This window comes from Polaribacter huanghezhanensis, from assembly GCF_030444335.1.
Classification (GTDB): Bacteria; Bacteroidota; Bacteroidia; order Flavobacteriales; family Flavobacteriaceae; genus Polaribacter; species Polaribacter huanghezhanensis.
This window is the reverse complement of the sequence record NZ_CP128595.1, coordinates 206,346-228,127: the sequence shown is the minus strand read 5'-3', so window position 1 is coordinate 228,127 and position 21,782 is coordinate 206,346. Positions and strand designations below refer to the sequence as shown.

Genomic DNA, 21,782 nt, shown 5'->3' with positions numbered 1-21,782 from the left:
TTCAACGTCTTATTAAAATAATGTTAAGTAATTAATAGATAAAAAAGAAGACAGTAAATTAGAGATGATGTGGTTTGACTCACCACGCGTGTAGGATACGTTAATTGAGTTGTTGTTTTTAATATAATTGTATCCAATTCCGAAAGAGTATAGAACGTTGTTTTGTGTGTTTGAATTAAAAACACCAATATCATGAATGCTATATAAATAAGAGTTGTTTTTAGAGATAAACCTGAACTCACTATTTATGTATGAGAATTTTGAAGTAAATATTGATTGTTCATTGAAGCCTCTAATGCTATTTACTCCTCCTTCTCTAAAGAGTTCATTATTTAAATAGAAGTCAGAAAAAAGAAGCCCACTTTTGTTCCTTATAAATAAGGTTGTTTTGTTTGAGGTTTTTATCAACCCAGAAGCAGTGTAGTTTACCAAAAATTGCTTGGTTTTTACATTCGTGTTTCTTATTCCGTATAAAATATTAAAATCAACACTAAGTTTATTATTTTTTTGTGAGTTGTGCCGCATTCCAAGTCCGATCATTTTTTTATCAAAATTAGAAATGTTGTTTGCAGTTGAGTTAACGTTTGAGTTTTCTGTAGAAAATAAGAAAGAAAAAGCAGTAAGCTGGTTTATTGGATAGCTCAATAAGATTTTTGAGTTTGTAGTAGTGTAGGTAGAATCACTTCTGTATAAATTAAAAGCAGCCTCTGTGCTAATTTTACTATTAAAAATATACGGAATTTTAGTTTTTAAAATAAAATCTTGTTTGTTATTGCTGTTGTTTTTCCAATTGATTTTTATTTCTTCACCCTTATTAAAAATATTCACCAAGTTTAAATCTAAATAACCTCTGAAATTTAGTTTTTTATTTTCAGTTGAAAAATTAATTAATCCATCAAAACTACTTGCTTTTTTCTTTCTTAAATATAAATAAAGGATTGTAGAATCTTTGCTGAACAAAATTTCTGGTTTTTTAATTTCAGAAGCAAAATTTAATTGATTGATTTTTCTAGATATTTCTTCAATTTTGGTTTCATTAACAACACCTTGAGTGTTTAAGTTTAAATAATGCTTTATAAATGATGAAGGAAAATCTGTATATCCATTTAGTATTGTTTTGTTGATGCTTCTTTTTTTTGAATAACTAATTTGAAGTTCTGTAAAAAGAGATTGCTTGTTGGTGTTTAAATTTATCAATTTAACTTTAGAAAAAAGTTGACCATTTTCAGTTAAATATTTCTGGATAGTATTTAGTAGTGGTTTTAGTTTTTCGTTTTCAAGAATTAAATACTCATTTTTGGGTTTTAAATTTAAAGCTTGAAGAATTTTAGCATCTTTTACATCTACCTTTATATAGATACTCTTTATTCTTAATCCTAATTTTAAATAATACGTGTACTTCTTTTTTTGTTGATTGATGCTGTCAGTTAATAATGTGTAATAACCTTTTTCTTTTAAAAGAGTAAGAATACTATCTTTTGTTTTATGTAGTTGCTCAATTTTTTTGAAGTTGCTTTTGTAGTTAATGCTTTTAACTACATTACTTTCAAGACTATCTTTACTTTTTATGATTAAGCTGTAGTTATTGTTCTCCTGTCCGTAAAAAGGACTAACAAAAAAGCTAAAAAAAAGTAGATATATATAAGGTGTAAGGTTTTTATTCAAAATCAAGAAATCTATAGCCATTAAAAGTAAGTTGAAAATTATAATAATCAATTAAAAAAGATTGTTTTAAAAAATAACTTACTGACATTTGAATAATTGGAAATTAATTGTACATTTGCAAACTCTTAAAAAGAGACAAATTATAAATAAAAACGTAATTATTAACAATTTAGTATGCCAACGATACAACAATTAGTACGTAAAGGAAGAACCAAAATAACTAAGAAGAGTAAATCGGCTGCTTTAAAATCATGTCCTCAAAGAAGAGGAGTATGTACTCGTGTTTATACAACCACACCTAAAAAACCTAACTCAGCGATGAGAAAAGTTGCAAGGGTAAGATTGACAAACGGAAACGAGATTAATGCATACATCCCTGGAGAAGGACATAATTTACAAGAGCACTCGATAGTATTAGTTAGAGGAGGAAGGGTAAAAGATTTGCCAGGAGTAAAGTATCACGTAGTACGTGGAGCTTTAGATACAGCGGGAGTTGAGGGAAGAACTCAACGTAGATCAAAGTATGGTGCAAAACGCCCAAAGAAGTAATTTTATTAACTTTTTTAATGTAAAGACATGAGAAAAAGAAGAGCGAAAAAAAGAATTCTTTTACCAGATCCAAAATTTAACGATCAATTAGTTACACGTTTTGTAAACAACTTAATGTGGGATGGTAAAAAATCAGTAGCCTTTAAAGTATTTTACGATGCGTTAGACCTCGTAGAAGAAAGGAAAGGTGAAGAAGAAAAATCAGCATTAGAAATTTGGAAAGAAGCATTATCAAATGTAATGCCTCACGTAGAAGTTAGATCTAAGCGTGTAGGTGGAGCGACATTCCAAATCCCAATGCAAATTAGACCAGATAGAAAAGTTTCTTTAGCTATCAAATGGTTAATCTTGCACACACGTAAGAGAAACGAAAAAACAATGGCTCAACGTTTAGCTGCAGAAGTATTAGCTGCATCTAAAGAAGAAGGAGCAGCTGTTAAGAAAAGAGTAGATGTTCATAAAATGGCAGAAGCTAATAAAGCATTCTCACACTTTAGATTCTAAGAAATGGCAAGAGATTTAAAATACACAAGAAATATTGGTATTGCAGCACATATTGATGCTGGAAAAACTACTACAACAGAACGTGTTTTGTATTATACAGGAGTTTCTCACAAGATTGGAGAAGTTCATGATGGTGCAGCAACTATGGACTGGATGGAGCAAGAGCAAGAAAGGGGTATTACAATTACTTCTGCTGCTACTACTTGTACTTGGCAGTTTCCTTTAGAAAATGCACAGCCAACTCCAGAAACTAAAGGATATCACTTTAATATTATTGATACTCCGGGTCACGTTGATTTTACAGTAGAAGTAAATCGTTCATTAAGAGTTCTTGATGGATTGGTTTTCTTATTTAGTGCTGTTGATGGTGTTGAGCCTCAATCAGAAACTAACTGGAGATTAGCTGATAACTATAAAGTGCCTAGAATTGGTTTCGTTAATAAAATGGATCGTCAAGGATCTGATTTTATGATGGTTTGTCAGCAAGTAAAAGATATGTTAAAATCAAACGCGGTGCCAATCGTTTTAAACATTGGTGACGAAGAAGATTTTAGAGGTATTGTAGATTTAGTAAAAAACCGTGCTATTATATGGCATGATGAAACTCAAGGAGCAACTTTCGATGTGATCGAAATTCCTGAGGATATGAAAGAAGAAGCTCGTAAGTATCGTGCACTTTTAATTGAAGAAGTAGCAAGTTATGACGAGGATCTTTTAGAAAAATTTATGGAAGATGAAGATTCTATTACAGAAGAAGAAGTGCATGCTGCACTTAGAGCTGCTGTAATGGATATGGCAATCATTCCTATGATTTGTGGATCTGCATTTAAAAATAAAGGTGTCCAGTTTTTATTAGATGCTGTATGTCGTTATTTGCCTTCTCCAATGGATAGAGAAAGTGTAGTAGGGGTTAATCCAGACACAGATAAAGAAGAAAAACGTAGACCAGATGTTAAGGAGCCTTTTGCTGCTTTAGCATTTAAAATTGCTACTGATCCTTTTGTGGGGCGTTTAGCATTTTTCAGAACTTATTCAGGAAGATTAGATGCAGGATCTTATGTTTTAAATAATCGTTCAGGTAAAAAAGAACGTATTTCTAGAATTTATCAAATGCATGCAAATAAACAAAATGCAATTGATTATATCGAAGCAGGAGATATTGGTGCGGCTGTAGGATTTAAATCGATCAAGACAGGAGATACTTTATCAGACGAAAAACATCCAATTGTTTTAGAGTCTATGGATTTTCCAGATCCAGTAATTGGTATTGCGGTTGAGCCTAAAACGAAAGCAGATGTTGATAAATTAGGAATGTCTTTAGCAAAATTAGCTGAAGAAGATCCAACTTTTCAAGTAAGAACTGACGAAGCTTCAGGACAGACTATTATTTCTGGAATGGGTGAGTTACACTTAGATATTATTGTTGATCGTTTAAAACGTGAATTCAAAGTAGAAGTAAACGAAGGTCAGCCACAAGTTGAATATAAAGAAGCTATTACTGCTTCTGCAGATCACAGAGAAGTTTATAAAAAACAATCTGGTGGACGTGGAAAATTTGCAGACATCGTATTTACGATGGAGCCTGCAGATGAAGGTGTTCATGGATTGGTATTCGAATCTGTAATTAAAGGTGGTAATGTGCCAAAAGAATTTGTTCCTTCTATTGAGAAAGGATTCTTAATGGCAATGAAAAACGGACCTTTAGCAGGATACGAAATGGATTCTTTAAAAGTAACACTTAGAGATGGTTCTTTCCATGCTGTGGATTCTGATCAGTTATCTTTTGAGATAGCTGCTAAATTAGGATACAAAGCTGCTGCAAAAGCTGCAAAAGCGAAGATCATGGAGCCTATTATGAAGTTAGAAGTACTTACTCCTGAAGAAAACATGGGAGATATAGTAGGAGACTTAAATAGAAGAAGAGGACAGGTATCCGATATGAGTGATAGAGCTGGAGCTAAAGTAGTAAAAGCTACTGTTCCATTATCAGAAATGTTTGGATATGTTACTGCGTTAAGAACAATGTCATCAGGTAGAGCAACATCAACAATGGAATTTTCTCACTATGCAGAAACTCCATCTAATGTTTCTGAAGATGTAATTGCAAAAGCAAAAGGATAATTTACTAAATAGATAAAAAATGAGTCAAAAAATTAGAATCAAATTAAAGTCTTATGATTACAATTTAGTAGATAAATCTGCTGAGAAAATCGTAAAGACAGTAAAGAGTACAGGAGCATTAGTAAATGGTCCAATTCCTTTACCAACAAATAAAAAGATTTTTACAGTATTACGTTCACCACACGTAAACAAAAAATCTAGAGAGCAATTTCAATTATCTGCTTACAAAAGATTATTAGACATTTATAGTTCTTCTTCGAAAACTATTGATGCTTTAATGAAACTTGAGTTACCAAGCGGTGTAGAAGTTGAGATCAAAGTATAAGTAAATAAAACGAGGCTTTCAGTTTATTTTATAGACTGAAAGCATTTAGTATCATTTACACTCCGATGAAAATCGGAATCTCATAAAAGAGATAAAAATAAAAATTCTGAAGGTATTCAGAATATACATGTCCGGAGGGTTTCGCGAAGGAAAAACGGTAAAAACATATTCAGCGTTGAACATGTTTAACGCTGTTTTTTTTGAACGAATTTCTAGAAAGACGAAAGAAACGTAAGTTTCAAAAAATTAATTATTAATATAGACGCGATGGATATAAATCTAACGTCTTAAATCTAAACAGAATGTCTGGGTTAATAGGAAGAAAAATAGGAATGACCAGCTTATTCGACGAAAACGGGAAGAATATTCCTTGTACAGTAATCGAAGCAGGTCCTTGCGTTGTTACCCAAGTCAGAACCGAAGAGGTTGACGGCTACAACGCCTTACAACTTGGTTTCGATGACAAAAAAGCAAAAAGCTCTAATAAAGCTTTAGATGGACACTTTAAAAAAGCTGGTACATCTGCTAAAAGAAAAGTCATAGAATTCCAAGGATTTGAAGAAGAGTATAAATTAGGAGATTCAATTACAGTTGAGCACTTTGAAGAAGGTGAATTCGTAGATGTATCAGGAACTTCTAAAGGTAAAGGTTTCCAAGGGGTTGTAAAACGTCATGGATTTGCTGGAGTTGGTCAAGCAACTCACGGGCAACATAACCGTTTAAGAGCGCCAGGATCTATTGGAGCGGCATCTTATCCAGCTAGAGTATTCAAAGGAATGCGAATGGCAGGAAGAATGGGTGGAGATACAATTAAAGTACAGAATCTAAAAGTATTAAAAGTGGTTGCAGATAAAAACCTACTTGTTGTTAAAGGAGCAGTTCCTGGACACAAAAATGCTTACGTAACTATTCAGAAATAATGAAAGTAGCAGTTTTAGATATTACAGGAAAAGATACAGGTAGAAAAGTTGAACTTTCTAACGATGTATTCGGAATAGAACCAAATAAGCATGCTATATATTTAGATGTAAAGCAGCATTTGGCAAATAAAAGACAAGGAACTCACAAATCGAAAGAAAGAGCTGAGATTTCTGGTAGTACAAGAAAGATTAAAAAACAAAAAGGAACTGGTACTGCAAGAGCAGGTTCTATCAAGTCTGGTGTTTTTAGAGGTGGAGGACGTATGTTCGGACCAAGACCAAGAAATTACTCTTTCAAACTAAACAAAAATTTAAAGCGTTTAGCTCGTAAATCTGCGTTAAGTACACAAGCAAAAGATAAAAACTTAGTAGTTGTTGAGAACTTCGATTTTGAAACAGTAAAAACTAAGAATTTTGTTAATGTATTGAAAGCATTAGGGTTAGAAAACAAAAAATCTTTGTTTGTGTTGGCTGAGTCAAATAATAATGTATATTTGTCATCACGAAATTTAAAAAGAACTAAAGTTGTAAGTGGTTCAGATATAAGCACTTACGGAGTTTTAAACGCAAATAAAGTTGTGTTTACTGAAGGTTCTTTAGAAGGAGTTGAATCAAATTTTAGCAAATAATAGCAATGAATATTTTAATTAAACCTATTATTACCGAAAAAGCAACAACCGATAGCGAGTTAAATAATCGTTATGCATTTGTTGTAGATAAAAGAGCTAACAAATTGGAAATCAAAGGAGCTATTGAAGCTGCTTATGGAGTTGCAATTTCAGCTGTAAGAACAATGAATTACCCTGTTCAAAGAAATACTAAATTCACAAAGAAAGGTATGGTTACAGGAATGAAAGGTGCTTACAAGAAAGCAATTGTGCAGTTAGCAGAAGGAGAAACTATAGATTTTTATAACAATCTTTAAGTAAAAAGACAAGAATGTCAGTTAGAAAATTAAAACCAGTAACACCAGGTCAGCGTTTTAGAGTAGTAAATGGGTTCGACACCATTACTACTGACAAGCCGGAAAAAAGCTTATTAGCTCCGAAAAAAAGATCTGGAGGTCGAAACAATCAAGGTAGAATGACAACTCGTAATATTGGAGGTGGTCATAAACAAAAATACCGTATTATCGATTTCAAAAGAGATAAGACAGGTATGCCTGCAACAGTAAAAACTATCGAATACGATCCAAATCGTACAGCATTTATTGCTTTAGTTAGTTATACTGATGGAGAAAAACGTTATGTGATTGCACAAAACGGATTAGAAGTAGGTCAAACTATTGTATCAGGAGCAGGTGTAGGTCCAGAAATTGGAAATGCAATGTTGTTAAGTGAGATACCATTAGGAACTACAATTTCTTGTATTGAATTACGTCCAGGACAAGGAGCTGTTATGGCTCGTTCTGCAGGATCTTTTGCGCAGTTAATGGCAAGAGACGGAAAATATGCAACAGTGAAGTTACCTTCAGGGGAAACAAGATTAATCTTGTTAACATGTATGGCAACTATTGGAGTTGTTTCTAATTCTGATCATCAATTACTAGTATCTGGTAAAGCGGGTAGAAGTAGATGGTTAGGTAGACGTCCAAGAACTAGACCAGTAGTAATGAACCCAGTTGATCACCCAATGGGAGGTGGTGAAGGGAAATCTTCTGGAGGGCATCCAAGATCAAGAAACGGAATTCCTGCTAAAGGATTCAAAACTAGATCTAAAACGAAAGCTAGTAATAAGTATATTTTAGAACGTAGAAAGAAATAATAAGTTATGGCAAGATCATTAAAAAAAGGACCTTACGTTCACTACAAGTTAGAAAAGAAAGTTTTAGCTAATGTAGCATCAGAAAGCAAATCAGTAATTAAAACTTGGTCAAGAGCAACGATGATTACTCCTGATTTTGTTGGACAAACAATTGCAGTTCACAACGGAAAGCAGTTTGTACCAGTATATGTTACTGAAAACATGGTAGGGCATAAATTAGGAGAGTTTTCACCAACACGTTCTTTTAGAGGACACGCAGGTGCAAAAAATAAAGGTAAAAAATAGTAGGAAATGGGAGTTCGTAAACATAACATGGCAGAACAGTTAAAAGAAGCGAGAAAGCAAAAAGCTTTAGCTAAGCTTACTAACTGTCCTACATCACCAAGAAAAATGCGTTTAGTAGCGGATTTAGTAAGAGGTGTAGAAGTAGAAAAAGCACTACAAATTTTAAAATTCAGTTCAAAAGAAGCATCTATTAATTTAGAGAAATTGTTATTGTCTGCAATCGCAAACTGGCAAGCTAAAAATGAAGATGCATCTATTGAAGAAGCTGGATTATATGTGAAGTCTATTTGTGTAGACAGCGCAGGGATGTTAAAAAGATTAAGACCAGCTCCGCAAGGACGTGCTCATAGAATTCGTAAGCGTTCTAATCACGTTACTTTAGAGTTAGGTAGTAAAAATATTGAAAGCAAATAATTAAAGTAGACATGGGACAAAAAACAAATCCAATAGGACTTCGTTTAGGAATCATCAGAGGTTGGGAATCTAACTGGTATGGTGGAAATGACTACGGAGATAAATTAGCTGAAGATGACAAAATAAGAAAGTATGTAAATGCTAGATTATTTAAAGCAAGTGTATCTAGAGTTATTATTGAGCGTACGCTTAAACTTGTAACCGTTACTATCACTACTGCTAGACCTGGTATTATTATCGGAAAAGGTGGGCAAGAGGTAGACAAGTTAAAAGAAGAACTTAAGAAAATTACTGGTAAAGAAGTACAGATTAATATTTTTGAAATTAAACGCCCAGAATTAGATGCAAAATTAGTTGCTTCTAGTGTTGCTCGTCAAATTGAAAATAGAATTTCGTACAAACGTGCAATTAAGATGGCTATTGCTGCTGCAATGAGAATGAATTCTGAAGGGATTAAAATCCAAATTTCAGGTCGTTTAAATGGAGCTGAAATGGCACGTTCTGAACACTATAAAGAAGGTAGAATTCCTCTTTCTACTTTTAGAGCAGATATAGATTATGCACTTGTAGAATCTCATACAACTTACGGTAGAATCGGAGTTAAAGTATGGATTATGAAGGGCGAGGTTTATGGAAAAAGAGAATTATCTCCGTTAGTTGGTTTGTCAAAAAAACAAGGTGGAGCTAATAAGAAACAACAATCTCGTAGAAGAAAATAATTTTTAAAATTAGAAATTAAAAATGTTACAGCCTAAAAGAGTAAAATACCGTAAGGTACAGAAAGCGAAGGGGAACATGACAGGAAACTCTGGTAGAGGGACTCAACTTTCAAACGGAATGTTTGGAATTAAATCTTTAGATCAGAACTTACTAACATCTCGTCAAATAGAAGCAGCTCGTATTGCGGCAACTCGTCATATGAAAAGAGAAGGTCAGTTATGGATTAAAATCTTTCCAGACAAGCCGATTACCAAGAAACCATTAGAAGTACGTATGGGTAAAGGTAAAGGAGCTCCAGAATATTTCGTTGCTGTTATAAAGCCAGGAAGAATTTTGTTTGAAGTTGGTGGTGTACCAATCGAAGTTGCAAAAGAAGCACTTCGTTTAGCCGCTCAAAAACTTCCAGTAAAAACTAAGTTTATAATCGCTCGCGATTTTGATAACGCTTAATTCGATAAGAAAATGAAACAGTCAGAAATTAAAGAATTATCAACTGCAGATTTGCAAGAAAATCTTGGTACGTTGAAAAAAAACTATACTGATTTAAAAATGGCTCACGCGATTTCTCCGTTGGAAAATCCAATACAGTTAAGAGCCTTAAGAAAATCTGTTGCAAGAATTGCTACAGAGTTAACAAAAAGAGATTTACAATAATTGTAGTCAGTTTTAAAGATGGAAAAAAGAAATCTTAGAAAAGAGAGAATTGGTGTAGTATCTAGTAACAAAATGGAGAAATCTATTGTTGTTGCTGAGGTAAAAAGAACAAAGCACCCAATGTATGGGAAGTTCGTTTTAAAAACGAAGAAGTACGTTGCACACGATGAGACAAACGATTGTAATGTTGGAGATACTGTAAAGATCATGGAAACAAGACCTTTAAGTAAATCTAAACGTTGGAGATTAGTAGAAATCCTAGAAAGAGCTAAATAATATGTTACAGACAGAATCAAGATTAAAAGTAGCAGATAATACTGGAGCTAAAGAAGTTTTAGTAATCCGCGTTTTAGGAGGAACAAGAAAGCGTTACGCTAGAGTTGGAGATAAAATTGTTGTTACAGTTAAAGCAGCAACTCCAAACGGAACTGTAAAGAAAGGTCAAGTTTCTAGAGCAGTAGTTGTTCGTACAAAGAAAGAAGTTAGACGTAAAGATGGGTCTTACATCAGATTTGATGACAATGCTTGTGTGCTTTTAAATCCTACAGAGGAAATGAGAGGAACACGTGTATTTGGACCAGTTGCTCGTGAACTTCGTGAGAAACAATTCATGAAAATTGTATCATTAGCACCTGAAGTGCTTTAAAAGAGATAAGACGATGACAAAGTTTAAAATCAAATCAGGAGATACTGTTACAGTAATCGCAGGAGATCATAAAGGATCAGAAGGAAAAGTTTTACAAATCCTTAGAGATAAAAATAGAGCTATAGTTGAAGGTGTTAATATGATTTCAAAACACACAAAACCTAGCGCTCAAAGTCCACAAGGAGGAATCGTAAAGAAAGAAGCTTCCATTCATATCTCTAACTTATCGTTAGTAGAAGGTGGAAAAGCAGTAAGAGTAGGATATACAGTAGAAGGAGATACTAAAACTAGAATCTCTAAGAAAACTAAAAAAGCAATATAATCATGAGTTACGTACCAAGATTAAAAGCAGAATATAAGAGCCGAGTAGTAAGTGCTCTTACAGAAGAATTTGGATATAGCAATATTATGCAAGTGCCTAAATTACAAAAAATTGTAGTTAGTAAAGGTGTTGGTGCAGCTATAGCAGATAAAAAATTGATAGATTATGCTCTTGAAGAGTTGGCTACAATTACAGGACAAAAACCAATTGCTACTTTATCTAAAAAAGATGTTGCAAACTTTAAATTACGTAAAGGAATGCCAATTGGTGTGATGGTTACGTTAAGAGGAGAAAAAATGTACGAATTTTTAGATAGATTAGTAACTGCATCTTTACCACGTGTTAGAGATTTTAACGGTATCAAAGCAAATGGTTTTGACGGTAGAGGTAATTATAATTTAGGAATTACTGAACAAATTATCTATCCAGAAATTAATATTGATAAAGTAAATAAAATCGGAGGAATGGATATTGCATTTGTAACATCTGCAGATACCGATAAAGAAGCGAAGTCATTATTAGGAGAATTAGGTTTACCATTTAAAAAAAATTAAGACATGGCTAAAGAATCAATGAAAGCCCGTGAGGTAAAAAGAGCAAAAACAGTAGCTAAATACGCTGAGAAAAGAAAAGCTTTGAAAGAAGCTGGAGATTACGAAGCATTACAAAAGTTACCTAAGAACGCTTCTCCAGTTAGAATGCACAACAGATGCAAACTAACAGGAAGACCAAAAGGGTATATGCGTACATTCGGAATATCACGTGTGACATTCCGTGAAATGGCAAACCAAGGATTAATACCAGGTGTTAGAAAAGCAAGTTGGTAAAAACCCTGTAAAATAAAATAGAATGTGTATCTTTGCACGCTCTATTTTTTTTGAGTAAATAAACATTAACTGATTTCAGGTTTAATTATCACAGAGAATTCTGTAGCATAAATAGAGGTAATTAAAAACCAAAATCGCAATTTTAAATAAATATGTATACAGATCCAATCGCGGATTTTTTAACGAGAGTTAGAAATGCAATCGCTGCAGGACACAGAGTTGTAGAAATTCCAGCTTCGAACTTGAAGAAGGAAATGACAAAAATTTTGTTTGATCAAGGATATATTTTAAGCTACCAGTTCAATGACGAATCAGTTCAAGGAACGATCAAAATAGCTTTAAAATATGATAGAGAAACAAAAGAATCAGTAATTAGAAAACTAGAACGAATCAGTACGCCAGGTTTACGTAAATACGTTAACGCATTAGAAATGCCTAGAGTATTAAACGGTCTTGGTATTGCAATCGTTTCAACATCTAAAGGTGTGATGACTAACAAGAAAGCACGTCAAGAGAATGTTGGAGGAGAAGTAATTTGTTACGTTTATTAATACTATAGTAAGATGTCAAGAATAGGAAAAAACCCAGTAAGCATTCCAGCCGGAGTTGAATTAAACATCGATGGAAATGTAGTAACGGTAAAAGGAAAGTTAGGAGAATTATCTCAAGAGATTTCTGGCGATATTACTGTAAAGATAGAAGGTGATACTGTTATTTTAAACAGACCATCTGATAGCAAACCTCATAAATCTGCTCACGGATTATATAGATCATTAGTATTTAATATGATTGAAGGAGTTAGTAAAGGTTGGACTAAAGATTTAGAATTAGTTGGGGTAGGTTATAGAGCTTCAAACCAAGGACAAAAATTAGATTTAGCATTAGGTTTTTCTCATAATATTGTTTTAGAATTAGCTCCAGAAGTTAAGGTAGAAACAGTATCTGAAAAAGGGAAAAACCCAATCGTTAAATTAACTTCTCATGATAAACAATTGGTTGGTCAAATTGCCGCAAAGATTCGTTCTTTCCGTGCACCAGAGCCATACAAAGGTAAAGGAGTTAAATTTGTAGGAGAACAATTAAGAAGAAAAGCAGGTAAATCTGCATAATATATAGCATTATGGCATTATCAAAGCTTGAAAGAAGACAAAGAATTAAAAATAGAATTAGAAAAGTTGTTTCTGGTACTGCGGCTCAGCCAAGGTTATCTGTTTTTAGAAGTAATAAAGAAATATATGCTCAATTAGTAGATGACGTTACTGGTGTTACATTGGTAGCTGCTTCTTCTAGAGATAAAGATGTTGCAACAGGTTCTAAATTAGAAACTGCTGCATCAGTTGGAAAATCAATAGCAGAAAAAGCTATGAAAGCTGGTGTAGAAACAATTTCTTTTGATAGAAATGGGTATTTATATCATGGTAGAATAAAAGTATTAGCAGAAGCTGCTAGAGAAGCTGGTTTAAAATTTTAAGAAGTTTATTATGTATCAAAATTATAAAAACGTAGAAAGAGTAAAACCTAGCGGATTAGAACTTGTAGATCATTTAGTTGGTGTACAACGTGTTACTAAAGTAACTAAAGGAGGTAGAGCTTTTGGATTTTCTGCAATTGTTGTTGTAGGAGATGGTAACGGAGTAGTTGGTCATGGATTAGGTAAATCTAAAGATGTTGCATCTGCAATTGCAAAATCAATTGAAGACGCAAAGAAAAATTTAGTTAGAATTCCAATTTTAAATGGAACTTTACCTCATGAACAAAAAGGAAAATTTGGTGGAGCAAAAGTATTTTTAAAGCCTGCTTCACATGGTACCGGAGTTATTGCTGGTGGTGCTGTACGTGCGGTATTAGAGTCTGTAGGAGTACATGATGTATTATCAAAATCTCAAGGTTCTTCTAACCCTCACAATGTAGTAAAAGCAACATTAGATGCTTTATTACAATTGCGTAGTGCAGTTACAATTGCAAAACAAAGAGGAATTTCTTTAGAAAAAGTATTTAACGGATAAATCTAAGAACGATGGCAAAAATTAGAGTTAAGCAAGTAAAAAGCAAAATCGGACGCCTTCAAAGTCAAAAAAGAACTTTAGAAGCATTAGGTTTACGTAAAATGAACCAAGTAGTAGAGCACGAGGCAACTCCTTCTATTATTGGTATGGTAAATACAGTAAAACACTTAGTTTCTTTCGAGGAAATTAAATAAAGACATATATAGAAATGAGTTTACATAACTTACAACCCGCAGAAGGATCTGTAAAAAAGGAAAAAAGAATCGCAAGAGGTGAAGGTTCTGGTAAAGGTGGTACTTCAACTAGAGGTCACAACGGTCAGAAATCTCGTTCTGGATATTCAAGAAAAATAGGATTCGAAGGAGGGCAAATGCCACTTCAAAGACGTGTTCCTAAATTTGGATTCACAAACATTAACCGTAAGGAATATGTTGGAGTTAATTTAGATAAATTACAAACATTAGTAGACGAAGGTAAAATTACAGATACTGTAACTTTAGATATCTTAATCGCTAATAGAGTAGTTAGCAAAACCGAATTAGTTAAAATACTAGGTCGTGGAGAGCTTAAAGCTAAATTAAACATTACTGTTCACAAATTTACTGCTACTGCAAAAGCTGCTATTGAAGCTGCTGGAGGTGAAGCAGTAACATTATAAGATTAAGTAAATATGAAGTTGATAAATACTTTAAGAGACATTTGGAAAATAGAAGAGCTTAAACAAAAGCTTATTTTAACGTTAGGTTTAATCGCTGTGTATCGTTTTATGGCTCAGGTTCCATTACCTGGAATTGATCCATTACAATTAGCATCTTTAAAATCTCAAACTTCTACGGGTCTTTTAGGATTATTAAATGCATTTACTGGAGGAGCATTTTCTAGAGCGTCTATCATGGCACTTGGAATTATGCCATACATTTCTGCTTCTATTGTAGTTCAATTAATGGGAATCGCGGTTCCATATTTACAAAAACTACAAAAAGACGGAGAAAGTGGAAGAAAGAAAATTACACAAATTACTCGTTGGTTAACAATTGGTATTACATTAGTGCAAGCACCAACTTATATAACTGCGATTAAAACATCATTTGGTTTACCAGAACAAGCATTTTTAGTTCCTGGTGGAGCATTTTGGTTCTCATCAATTATATTGTTAACAGCAGGTACTGTTTTTGCGATGTGGTTAGGAGAACGAATTACAGACAAAGGTGTTGGTAATGGAATATCATTATTAATTACTGTCGGGATTCTTGCAAGATTTCCATCAGCATTTGTACAAGAATTAGTTGCTAAAACTTCTAATGCAGGAGCTGGAGGATTTATGATGATTTTGTTAGAAATTTTTGTTTGGTTTGTGGTGATTTTATTAACTGTTTTATTAGTAACAGCCGTTCGAAAAATTGCTGTACAATATGCTAGAAGAACAGTTGTTGGAGATATTAAAGATGTAGCCGGAGCAAGACAATACATTCCGTTAAAGCTAAATGCAGCAGGTGTAATGCCAATCATTTTTGCACAGGCAATTATGTTTTTGCCAGTAGCTTTAGCAAGAAAATACCCAATGTTAAGTGAATTGCAAGATATTCATGGATTGTGGTACAATGTGTTATTTGCAGTATTAATTATTGTATTTAGTTATTTTTATACAGCAATTACAATACCTACAAATAAAATGGCCGATGACTTAAAAAGAAGTGGTGGTTTTATACCAGGAATTAAACCAGGAAGTGATACTGCAGAAAGATTAGATTCTGTATTATCTAGAATTACGTTCCCAGGATCGTTATTCTTAGCAGCTTTATCTATTTTGCCAGCAATTGCGTATCAATTTGGAGTACAACAAAGTTGGGCAATGTTTTATGGTGGAACATCATTGATTATTATGGTAGGAGTTGCAATTGATACCATTCAACAAATTAACTCGTATTTATTAAACAGTCATTATGATGGTTTAATGAAAACAGGAACTAGTAGAAAAGCATTAAAATAATATGGCTAAGCAACCAGCAATACAACAAGACGGAACCATAACAGAAGCATTATCAAATGCGATGTTTCGTGTAGAGTTAGAGAATGGGCATATTGTTACAGCACACATTTCTGGTAAAATGCGTATGCATTATATTAAGTTGTTACCAGGAGATAAAGTGAAATTAGAAATGAGTCCTTATGATTTAACTAAGGCCAGAATTACTTATAGATATTAAAACAAATACAGATGAAAGTTAGAGCATCAGTTAAGAAAAGAAGTGCCGACTGCAAAATAGTTCGCAGAAAAGGTAGATTATATGTGATTAATAAACAAAATCCTAGATTTAAACAAAGACAAGGGTAATGGCAAGAATAGCAGGTATTGATATTCCAAAGAATAAAAGAGGAGTTATCGCTTTAACTTACATCTTTGGTATAGGAGCAAGTAGAGCTAAAGAAGTTTTAGCAAACGCAAAGGTTGACGAAAGTATTAAAGTTCAAGATTGGACTGATGATCAAATCGCAGCAATTAGAGAACAAGTTGGGTCTTTCACAATTGAAGGAGAATTACGTTCTGAAGTTCAAATAAACATCAAACGTTTGATGGATATTGGATGTTACAGAGGTATCCGTCATAGAACTGGTCTTCCCTTAAGAGGACAAAGAACTAAGAACAACTCTAGAACAAGAAAAGGTAAAAGAAAAACAGTAGCTAACAAAAAGAAAGCTACTAAATAATAACTAGATATTATGGCTAAAGCAAGTACAAAAAAGCGTAAAGTTATTGTTGAATCTGTTGGTGAAGCACATATTACAGCTTCGTTTAACAACATCATTATTTCTTTAACAAACAAAAAAGGGGACGTAATTTCATGGTCATCTGCTGGTAAGCAAGGGTTTAGAGGTTCTAAAAAGAATACTCCATATGCTGCGCAAACTGCTGCAGAAGATTGTGCAAGAGTTGCTCATGAAGCTGGACTTAGAAAAGTAAAGGTTTTTGTTAAAGGACCAGGTAATGGTAGAGAAAGCGCAATAAGAACATTACATAATAACGGAATTGAAGTTACAGAAATTATTGATGTAACTCCAGCACCACACAATGGATGTAGACCTCCAAAAAGAAGAAGAGTATAATTTAATTTTTAACTAAGTTGGATTTTTAGATTATCGAAGGAGTTTCGCCTTAATTCATAATCCCAGCTTTAATAACTAAGAAATGGCAAGATATACAGGACCAAAAACTAAAATTGCCCGTAAATTCGGAGAAGCAATTTTCGGAGATGATAAAAACTTTGAAAAAAGAAATTATCCTCCAGGGCAACATGGAAACGCAAAAAGAAGAGGTAAAAAATCTGAATATGCTACCCAATTGCAAGAAAAACAAAAAGCAAAATACTCTTATGGTATTTTAGAACGTCAATTCTCTAACTTGTTTAAAAAAGCTCAAAGAGCCGGTGGTATTACTGGTGAGGTTTTATTACAGTTATGTGAATCTCGTTTAGACAATGTAGTATACCGTTTAGGTATCGCAAATTCTCGTAGCGCAGCACGTCAATTAGTTTCTCACCGTCACATTACTGTGAACGGAGAAATTTTAAACATTCCTTCACACACTTTAAAAGATGGTGATGTTGTAGCGGTTAGAGAAAAATCTAAATCTTTGGTTGCAATTGAAAGCGCTTTAGCTTCTAATAGTAACGTGTACGAATGGTTAACTTGGAACTCTGATTTATTATCAGGTACGTTTGTAAAAGCACCAGAAAGAGTACAAATTCCAGAGAATATCAAAGAGCAATTAATAGTAGAGTTATACTCTAAATAATAAATTAATCATATTGAAATTTGGCCAAAGGGTTTGTTTGAACATCTTCACTCTTATAAATCGCGCAACTGAATAACAATTAAAAACGAAGAAAACATATGGCAATTTTAAATTTTCAAAAACCGGATAAAGTAATAATGATTGAATCTACAGATTTTTCTGGTAGATTTGAGTTCAGACCTTTAGAACCAGGTTTTGGGTTAACAGTTGGTAATGCATTAAGAAGAGTATTGTTGTCTTCATTAGAAGGTTTTGCAATCACATCATTAAGAGTTGATGGTGTAGAGCATGAATTTTCTGCAATTAAAGGAGTTGTAGAAGATGTAACAGAAATAATTTTGAACTTAAAACAAGTACGTTTTAAGAAACAAATTGAGGAAACAGATAAAGAATCAGTTTCTATCAATATTTCTGGTCAAGAACAATTAACTGCTGGAGATTTACAACGTTTTATTTCTGGTTTTCAAGTACTAAATCCTGATTTAGTGATCTGTAATATGGATAAATCTGTGAAATTAAACATGGAAATTTCTATAGAAAAAGGTAGAGGATTTGTACCTGCAGAAGAAAACAAAAAATCAACTGCACCCTTAGGAACAATTTTTACAGATTCTATTTACACTCCGATAAAGAATGTAAAATATGCTGTTGAAAATTTTCGTGTAGAGCAAAAAACTGACTACGAAAAATTGATTTTCGATATAGACACAGACGGTTCTATCAATCCTAAAGATGCATTAACAGAAGCTGCTAAAATATTAATTCATCACTTTATGTTATTCTCTGATGAGCGTATCACTTTAGAGGCTGATGAAATAGCACAAACTGAAACATATGATGAAGAATCATTACACATGCGTCAGTTATTAAAGACTAAGTTGGTAGACATGGATTTATCAGTAAGAGCTTTAAACTGTTTAAAAGCAGCAGAAGTAGATACTTTAGGAGACTTGGTATCATTCAATAAAAACGATTTAATGAAGTTCCGTAACTTCGGTAAAAAATCATTAACTGAATTAGAAGAGTTAGTGATTAATAAAAACCTAAACTTCGGAATGGACTTAAGTAAATATAAATTAGATAGAGATTAACCTTTCATATTTTGCGCCCCAAACTGGGTTGATGCAAGATGAGAGTAAAAAGAAAACGTCATGAGACACGGTAAGAAATTTAACCACTTAGGAAGAAAGACAGCACATAGAAAAGCGATGTTAGCGAATATGTCTTGTTCATTAATTGAGCACAAACGTATTAACACAACAGAAGCAAAAGCAAAAGCACTACGTAGATTCGTAGAGCCTTTACTTACAAAATCTAAGAACGATACTACTCACAACCGTCGTGTTGTATTTAGTTACCTTAGAGATAAATATGCTGTTACAGAATTATTCAAAGAAATATCTGTGAAGATTGCAGATAGACCAGGAGGATATGTACGTATCATTAAATTAGGGAATCGTCAAGGAGATAATGCTCCTATGGCAATGGTAGAATTAGTTGATTACAACGAAATTTACAATCCTAACGGTAAGAAAGCTAAGAAAACTACTCGTAGAGGGAAGAAGAAAGCTGATACTGTTGTTGATGTTGCAGAAACCGAAACACCAGAAACTTCTGAAGAATAATATGATATTTCTAATGAAATCATATAAAAGGGATAAGCGTTTACGTTTATCCCTTTTTTTTATACAATTTTATAAACAACAAAAGTTTACTAATTAAGATATTATTACTTTTGTAATCGAAACGATTGAAATAACAATTAATAAAAGTACACACAACTAATAATGAAATACCAACAACAAAAAAAAGCTTTAGTTTTATTAGCAGACGGGACTATTTTTCATGGTAAATCTATCGGGATCGAAGGAACTGCAACCGGAGAGATTTGTTTTAATACAGGTATGACCGGTTATCAAGAAATCTTTACAGATCCTTCTTACTTTGGTCAATTAATGGTTGCAACAAATGCACATATTGGAAATTATGGAGTTAATGATGACGAAGTTGAATCTGACGGAATTAAAATTGCAGGGTTAATTTGTAGAAATTTTAGCTTTACGCATTCTAGAGTAGATTCTGATGGAAACTTAAAAGATTGGTTTATCAAACACCATACAGTAGCTATTTCTGATGTTGATACAAGAGCCTTAGTTGCATACATTAGAGATAATGGAGCAATGAATGCAATTATTTCTACAGAAGTTGATGATATTGATGCATTAAAAAAACAATTAGCTAAAGTTCCAGACATGAATGGCTTGGAATTGGCATCAAAAGTGTCAACAAAAGAACCTTATTTTGTAGGTGATGAAAATGCAACGTATAAAATTTCTGCCTTAGATATTGGAATTAAAAAGAACATTTTAAGAAACTTTGTAAAAAGAGATGCCTACATAAAAGTATTTCCATACAATGCAAGTTTTGAAGAAATGAGTGCTTTTAAACCTGACGGATACTTTATTTCTAACGGACCTGGAGATCCAGAACCATTAGTTGATGCACAAAATACGGCAAAAGAAATTATTAAAAGAAATTTGCCTTTATTTGGTATTTGTTTAGGACATCAAGTGATTGCGTTGGCAAACGGAATATCAACGTATAAAATGCATAATGGACACAGAGGAATTAATCATCCTGTGAAAAATTTAATCACTGGAAAAGGAGAAATTACTTCTCAAAACCATGGATTTGCAATTAATAGAGAAGAGACAGAAGCAAATGAGAATGTAGAAATTACACACGTGCATTTAAATGATCATACTGTAGCTGGAATTAGAATGAAAAATAAAAACTGTTTCTCTGTCCAATATCACCCAGAAGCAAGTCCCGGGCCACACGATGCAGAATATTTGTTCGATCAATTTATAGAAAATATTAAAAATAAATAAGATTTTTCTGTTTGAATCCAGAAATTTCTACTTAAAAAGAAAACTATGAGTATTATAATAAACATACATGCACGTCAAATTTTTGATTCTAGAGGAAACCCAACGGTAGAGGTTGATGTAATTACAGAGAATGGAGTTTTAGGAAGAGCTGCGGTTCCTTCTGGAGCGTCAACAGGAGAGCATGAAGCAGTTGAATTACGTGATGGAGGAAAAGCGTATATGGGAAAAGGTGTTTTAAAAGCAGTTGCCAATGTAAATCAAATTATAGCGCAAGAATTGCTAGGAACTTCAGTTTTTGAACAAAACAAAATCGATCAAATAATGATTGATTTAGACGGAACAGCAAATAAATCAGTCTTAGGAGCAAATGCAATTTTAGGAGTTTCGTTAGCAGCGGCAAAAGCAGCAGCAAATGAATTAGGAATGCCTTTATACAGGTATGTTGGCGGAGTATCGGCAAATACATTGCCAGTTCCGATGATGAATATTATCAACGGAGGATCACATTCTGATGCACCAATTGCATTTCAAGAGTTTATGATAATGCCAGTAAAAGCTAAAAATTTTACGCATGCAATGCAAATGGGTTCTGAAATTTTTCATCATTTAAAAAATGTTTTACACGATAGAGATTTAAGTACTGCCGTTGGTGATGAAGGTGGATTTGCACCGACTTTAGATGGAACAGAAGATGCGATTGATACGATTGCTTTGGCAGTTAAAAACGCGGGTTATTCTTTTGGTGATGAAATTATGATTGCCTTGGATTGTGCTGCCGCAGAATTTTATGTTGATGGAAAATATGATTATACAAAGTTTGAAGGAAAATCAGGAAAGATAAGAACAAGTAAAGAACAAGCAGATTACTTAGCAGAATTGGTAGAAAAGTATCCAATTATTTCTGTTGAAGATGGAATGGATGAAAACGACTGGGAGGGATGGAAATATTTAACAGATAAAGTTGGAACTAAAGTACAGTTAGTTGGAGACGATTTATTTGTAACAAATGTAGAGCGTTTGTCTAAAGGAATTGAAAATGGAATTGCAAATTCTATATTAATTAAAGTAAATCAAATAGGAACTTTAACAGAAACGATATCTGCTGTAAATATGGCACATAATGCTGGTTATACATCTGTAATGTCTCACAGATCTGGAGAAACAGAAGATAATACCATTGCAGATTTAGCAGTAGCTTTAAATTGTGGTCAAATAAAAACAGGATCAGCTTCTCGTTCAGATAGGATGGCAAAGTACAATCAGTTGTTAAGAATAGAAGAGGAGTTGGCAAATACAGCTTATTTTCCAAAGGAGAAAGCATTTAAAATAAAGTAAATTACTTTTTACAATAATTAAAAACCTTATAATTTATTTTA

Annotated in this window: 35 protein-coding genes; 34 read left to right on the top strand and 1 reads right to left on the bottom strand. The window is 33.2% G+C overall.

Features of this window, described 5'->3' with window-relative positions; translation table 11 throughout:
• Nucleotides 1-12 precede the first annotated feature (12 nt).
• Complete coding sequence (locus KCTC32516_RS01165; protein ID WP_301401483.1) at nt 13-1,686, bottom strand: BamA/TamA family outer membrane protein; 1,674 nt, start codon at nt 1,684-1,686, stop codon at nt 13-15.
• A 153-nt stretch (nt 1,687-1,839) separates the two neighbouring features.
• Here KCTC32516_RS01165 and rpsL point away from each other — a divergent pair, with 153 nt between their 5' ends.
• The 34 genes from rpsL to eno all read left to right on the top strand — a co-directional run bounded on the left by rpsL (nt 1,840) and on the right by eno (nt 21,741).
• Nucleotides 1,840-2,214, top strand: a complete 375-nt coding sequence (gene rpsL, locus KCTC32516_RS01160; protein ID WP_188597492.1) for a 30S ribosomal protein S12 — start codon at nt 1,840-1,842, stop codon at nt 2,212-2,214.
• Nucleotides 2,215-2,241: 27 nt separating this feature from the next.
• Entirely contained in the window at nt 2,242-2,718 is a 477-nt protein-coding gene (rpsG, locus tag KCTC32516_RS01155) for a 30S ribosomal protein S7 (RefSeq protein WP_301401481.1), read from the top strand.
• A 3-nt stretch (nt 2,719-2,721) separates the two neighbouring features.
• On the top strand, nt 2,722-4,839 hold the full coding sequence (gene fusA / locus KCTC32516_RS01150; protein WP_301401480.1) for an elongation factor G: 2,118 nt from the start codon (nt 2,722-2,724) through the stop codon (nt 4,837-4,839).
• A gap of 19 nt (nt 4,840-4,858) precedes the next feature.
• On the top strand, nt 4,859-5,164 hold the full coding sequence (rpsJ, locus tag KCTC32516_RS01145; protein WP_301401478.1) for a 30S ribosomal protein S10: 306 nt from the start codon (nt 4,859-4,861) through the stop codon (nt 5,162-5,164).
• Nucleotides 5,165-5,466: 302 nt separating this feature from the next.
• A complete protein-coding gene (gene rplC, locus KCTC32516_RS01140; RefSeq protein WP_301401476.1) occupies nt 5,467-6,084 on the top strand; it encodes a 50S ribosomal protein L3 in 618 nt (205 codons plus the stop codon).
• Complete coding sequence (rplD, locus tag KCTC32516_RS01135; RefSeq protein WP_301401474.1) at nt 6,084-6,713, top strand: 50S ribosomal protein L4; 630 nt, start codon at nt 6,084-6,086, stop codon at nt 6,711-6,713. Before rplC ends, rplD begins: the two co-directional genes overlap by 1 nt.
• A 5-nt stretch (nt 6,714-6,718) precedes the next feature.
• Entirely contained in the window at nt 6,719-7,009 is a 291-nt protein-coding gene (gene rplW, locus KCTC32516_RS01130; protein ID WP_301401472.1) for a 50S ribosomal protein L23, read from the top strand.
• A 14-nt stretch (nt 7,010-7,023) separates the two neighbouring features.
• A complete protein-coding gene (rplB, locus tag KCTC32516_RS01125) occupies nt 7,024-7,848 on the top strand; it encodes a 50S ribosomal protein L2 (RefSeq protein ID WP_301401470.1) in 825 nt (274 codons plus the stop codon).
• Between the two features lie 6 nt (nt 7,849-7,854).
• Nucleotides 7,855-8,133, top strand: coding sequence for a 30S ribosomal protein S19 (rpsS, locus tag KCTC32516_RS01120; RefSeq protein ID WP_301401469.1), 279 nt, complete (start codon nt 7,855-7,857; stop codon nt 8,131-8,133).
• A 6-nt stretch (nt 8,134-8,139) separates the two neighbouring features.
• Complete coding sequence (rplV, locus tag KCTC32516_RS01115; RefSeq protein WP_301401467.1) at nt 8,140-8,547, top strand: 50S ribosomal protein L22; 408 nt, start codon at nt 8,140-8,142, stop codon at nt 8,545-8,547.
• Nucleotides 8,548-8,558: 11 nt separating this feature from the next.
• Nucleotides 8,559-9,266 (top strand): 30S ribosomal protein S3, encoded by a 708-nt coding sequence (gene rpsC / locus KCTC32516_RS01110; RefSeq protein ID WP_301401466.1) that lies wholly within the window; start codon nt 8,559-8,561, stop codon nt 9,264-9,266.
• Nucleotides 9,267-9,288: 22 nt separating this feature from the next.
• Nucleotides 9,289-9,717, top strand: coding sequence for a 50S ribosomal protein L16 (rplP, locus tag KCTC32516_RS01105; RefSeq protein WP_301401464.1), 429 nt, complete (start codon nt 9,289-9,291; stop codon nt 9,715-9,717).
• Between the two features lie 12 nt (nt 9,718-9,729).
• The gene (rpmC, locus tag KCTC32516_RS01100; RefSeq protein ID WP_301401462.1) at nt 9,730-9,921 is read left to right on the top strand and encodes a 50S ribosomal protein L29; all 192 of its coding nucleotides are present in this window, start codon (nt 9,730-9,732) and stop codon (nt 9,919-9,921) included.
• Nucleotides 9,922-9,939: 18 nt separating this feature from the next.
• A complete protein-coding gene (rpsQ, locus tag KCTC32516_RS01095) occupies nt 9,940-10,197 on the top strand; it encodes a 30S ribosomal protein S17 (protein ID WP_301401460.1) in 258 nt (85 codons plus the stop codon).
• Nucleotide 10,198: 1 nt separating this feature from the next.
• Nucleotides 10,199-10,567, top strand: a complete 369-nt coding sequence (rplN, locus tag KCTC32516_RS01090; RefSeq protein WP_301401459.1) for a 50S ribosomal protein L14 — start codon at nt 10,199-10,201, stop codon at nt 10,565-10,567.
• Between the two features lie 13 nt (nt 10,568-10,580).
• Nucleotides 10,581-10,889, top strand: coding sequence for a 50S ribosomal protein L24 (rplX, locus tag KCTC32516_RS01085; protein WP_301401457.1), 309 nt, complete (start codon nt 10,581-10,583; stop codon nt 10,887-10,889).
• Nucleotides 10,890-10,891: 2 nt separating this feature from the next.
• Entirely contained in the window at nt 10,892-11,443 is a 552-nt protein-coding gene (rplE, locus tag KCTC32516_RS01080) for a 50S ribosomal protein L5 (protein WP_301401456.1), read from the top strand.
• A 3-nt stretch (nt 11,444-11,446) separates the two neighbouring features.
• Entirely contained in the window at nt 11,447-11,716 is a 270-nt protein-coding gene (rpsN, locus tag KCTC32516_RS01075; RefSeq protein ID WP_034043320.1) for a 30S ribosomal protein S14, read from the top strand.
• Nucleotides 11,717-11,868: 152 nt separating this feature from the next.
• The gene (rpsH, locus tag KCTC32516_RS01070) at nt 11,869-12,267 is read left to right on the top strand and encodes a 30S ribosomal protein S8 (RefSeq protein ID WP_301401455.1); all 399 of its coding nucleotides are present in this window, start codon (nt 11,869-11,871) and stop codon (nt 12,265-12,267) included.
• A 12-nt stretch (nt 12,268-12,279) separates the two neighbouring features.
• A complete protein-coding gene (rplF, locus tag KCTC32516_RS01065; RefSeq protein ID WP_301401453.1) occupies nt 12,280-12,825 on the top strand; it encodes a 50S ribosomal protein L6 in 546 nt (181 codons plus the stop codon).
• Between the two features lie 11 nt (nt 12,826-12,836).
• Entirely contained in the window at nt 12,837-13,187 is a 351-nt protein-coding gene (gene rplR / locus KCTC32516_RS01060; RefSeq protein ID WP_301401451.1) for a 50S ribosomal protein L18, read from the top strand.
• 10 nt (nt 13,188-13,197) lie between these two features.
• Nucleotides 13,198-13,722: a 30S ribosomal protein S5 gene (rpsE, locus tag KCTC32516_RS01055; protein WP_301401449.1), complete on the top strand. Its 525-nt coding sequence runs from the start codon at nt 13,198-13,200 to the stop codon at nt 13,720-13,722.
• Nucleotides 13,723-13,733: 11 nt separating this feature from the next.
• On the top strand, nt 13,734-13,916 hold the full coding sequence (rpmD, locus tag KCTC32516_RS01050; RefSeq protein ID WP_301401447.1) for a 50S ribosomal protein L30: 183 nt from the start codon (nt 13,734-13,736) through the stop codon (nt 13,914-13,916).
• 14 nt (nt 13,917-13,930) lie between these two features.
• Complete coding sequence (rplO, locus tag KCTC32516_RS01045) at nt 13,931-14,380, top strand: 50S ribosomal protein L15 (protein ID WP_301401445.1); 450 nt, start codon at nt 13,931-13,933, stop codon at nt 14,378-14,380.
• A 12-nt stretch (nt 14,381-14,392) separates the two neighbouring features.
• The gene (gene secY, locus KCTC32516_RS01040) at nt 14,393-15,712 is read left to right on the top strand and encodes a preprotein translocase subunit SecY (RefSeq protein ID WP_301401443.1); all 1,320 of its coding nucleotides are present in this window, start codon (nt 14,393-14,395) and stop codon (nt 15,710-15,712) included.
• A gap of 1 nt (nt 15,713) precedes the next feature.
• Nucleotides 15,714-15,929: a translation initiation factor IF-1 gene (infA, locus tag KCTC32516_RS01035; RefSeq protein ID WP_068206835.1), complete on the top strand. Its 216-nt coding sequence runs from the start codon at nt 15,714-15,716 to the stop codon at nt 15,927-15,929.
• Nucleotides 15,930-15,940: 11 nt separating this feature from the next.
• A complete protein-coding gene (gene ykgO, locus KCTC32516_RS01030) occupies nt 15,941-16,057 on the top strand; it encodes a type B 50S ribosomal protein L36 (protein WP_004568720.1) in 117 nt (38 codons plus the stop codon).
• Complete coding sequence (rpsM, locus tag KCTC32516_RS01025; RefSeq protein ID WP_301401440.1) at nt 16,057-16,431, top strand: 30S ribosomal protein S13; 375 nt, start codon at nt 16,057-16,059, stop codon at nt 16,429-16,431. Before ykgO ends, rpsM begins: the two co-directional genes overlap by 1 nt.
• A 12-nt stretch (nt 16,432-16,443) precedes the next feature.
• Complete coding sequence (gene rpsK, locus KCTC32516_RS01020; protein WP_301401438.1) at nt 16,444-16,827, top strand: 30S ribosomal protein S11; 384 nt, start codon at nt 16,444-16,446, stop codon at nt 16,825-16,827.
• Between the two features lie 82 nt (nt 16,828-16,909).
• On the top strand, nt 16,910-17,515 hold the full coding sequence (gene rpsD / locus KCTC32516_RS01015) for a 30S ribosomal protein S4 (protein ID WP_301401436.1): 606 nt from the start codon (nt 16,910-16,912) through the stop codon (nt 17,513-17,515).
• A gap of 98 nt (nt 17,516-17,613) precedes the next feature.
• Nucleotides 17,614-18,606 carry a DNA-directed RNA polymerase subunit alpha gene (locus KCTC32516_RS01010; protein WP_301401434.1) on the top strand — a complete coding sequence of 331 codons (993 nt, stop codon included), beginning with the start codon at nt 17,614-17,616 and terminating at the stop codon, nt 18,604-18,606.
• A gap of 60 nt (nt 18,607-18,666) precedes the next feature.
• Entirely contained in the window at nt 18,667-19,140 is a 474-nt protein-coding gene (gene rplQ / locus KCTC32516_RS01005) for a 50S ribosomal protein L17 (protein WP_301401432.1), read from the top strand.
• A gap of 162 nt (nt 19,141-19,302) precedes the next feature.
• Nucleotides 19,303-20,406: a glutamine-hydrolyzing carbamoyl-phosphate synthase small subunit gene (gene carA / locus KCTC32516_RS01000; RefSeq protein WP_301401430.1), complete on the top strand. Its 1,104-nt coding sequence runs from the start codon at nt 19,303-19,305 to the stop codon at nt 20,404-20,406.
• Between the two features lie 45 nt (nt 20,407-20,451).
• Nucleotides 20,452-21,741, top strand: a complete 1,290-nt coding sequence (gene eno / locus KCTC32516_RS00995) for a phosphopyruvate hydratase (RefSeq protein ID WP_301401428.1) — start codon at nt 20,452-20,454, stop codon at nt 21,739-21,741.
• Nucleotides 21,742-21,782 lie beyond the last annotated feature (41 nt).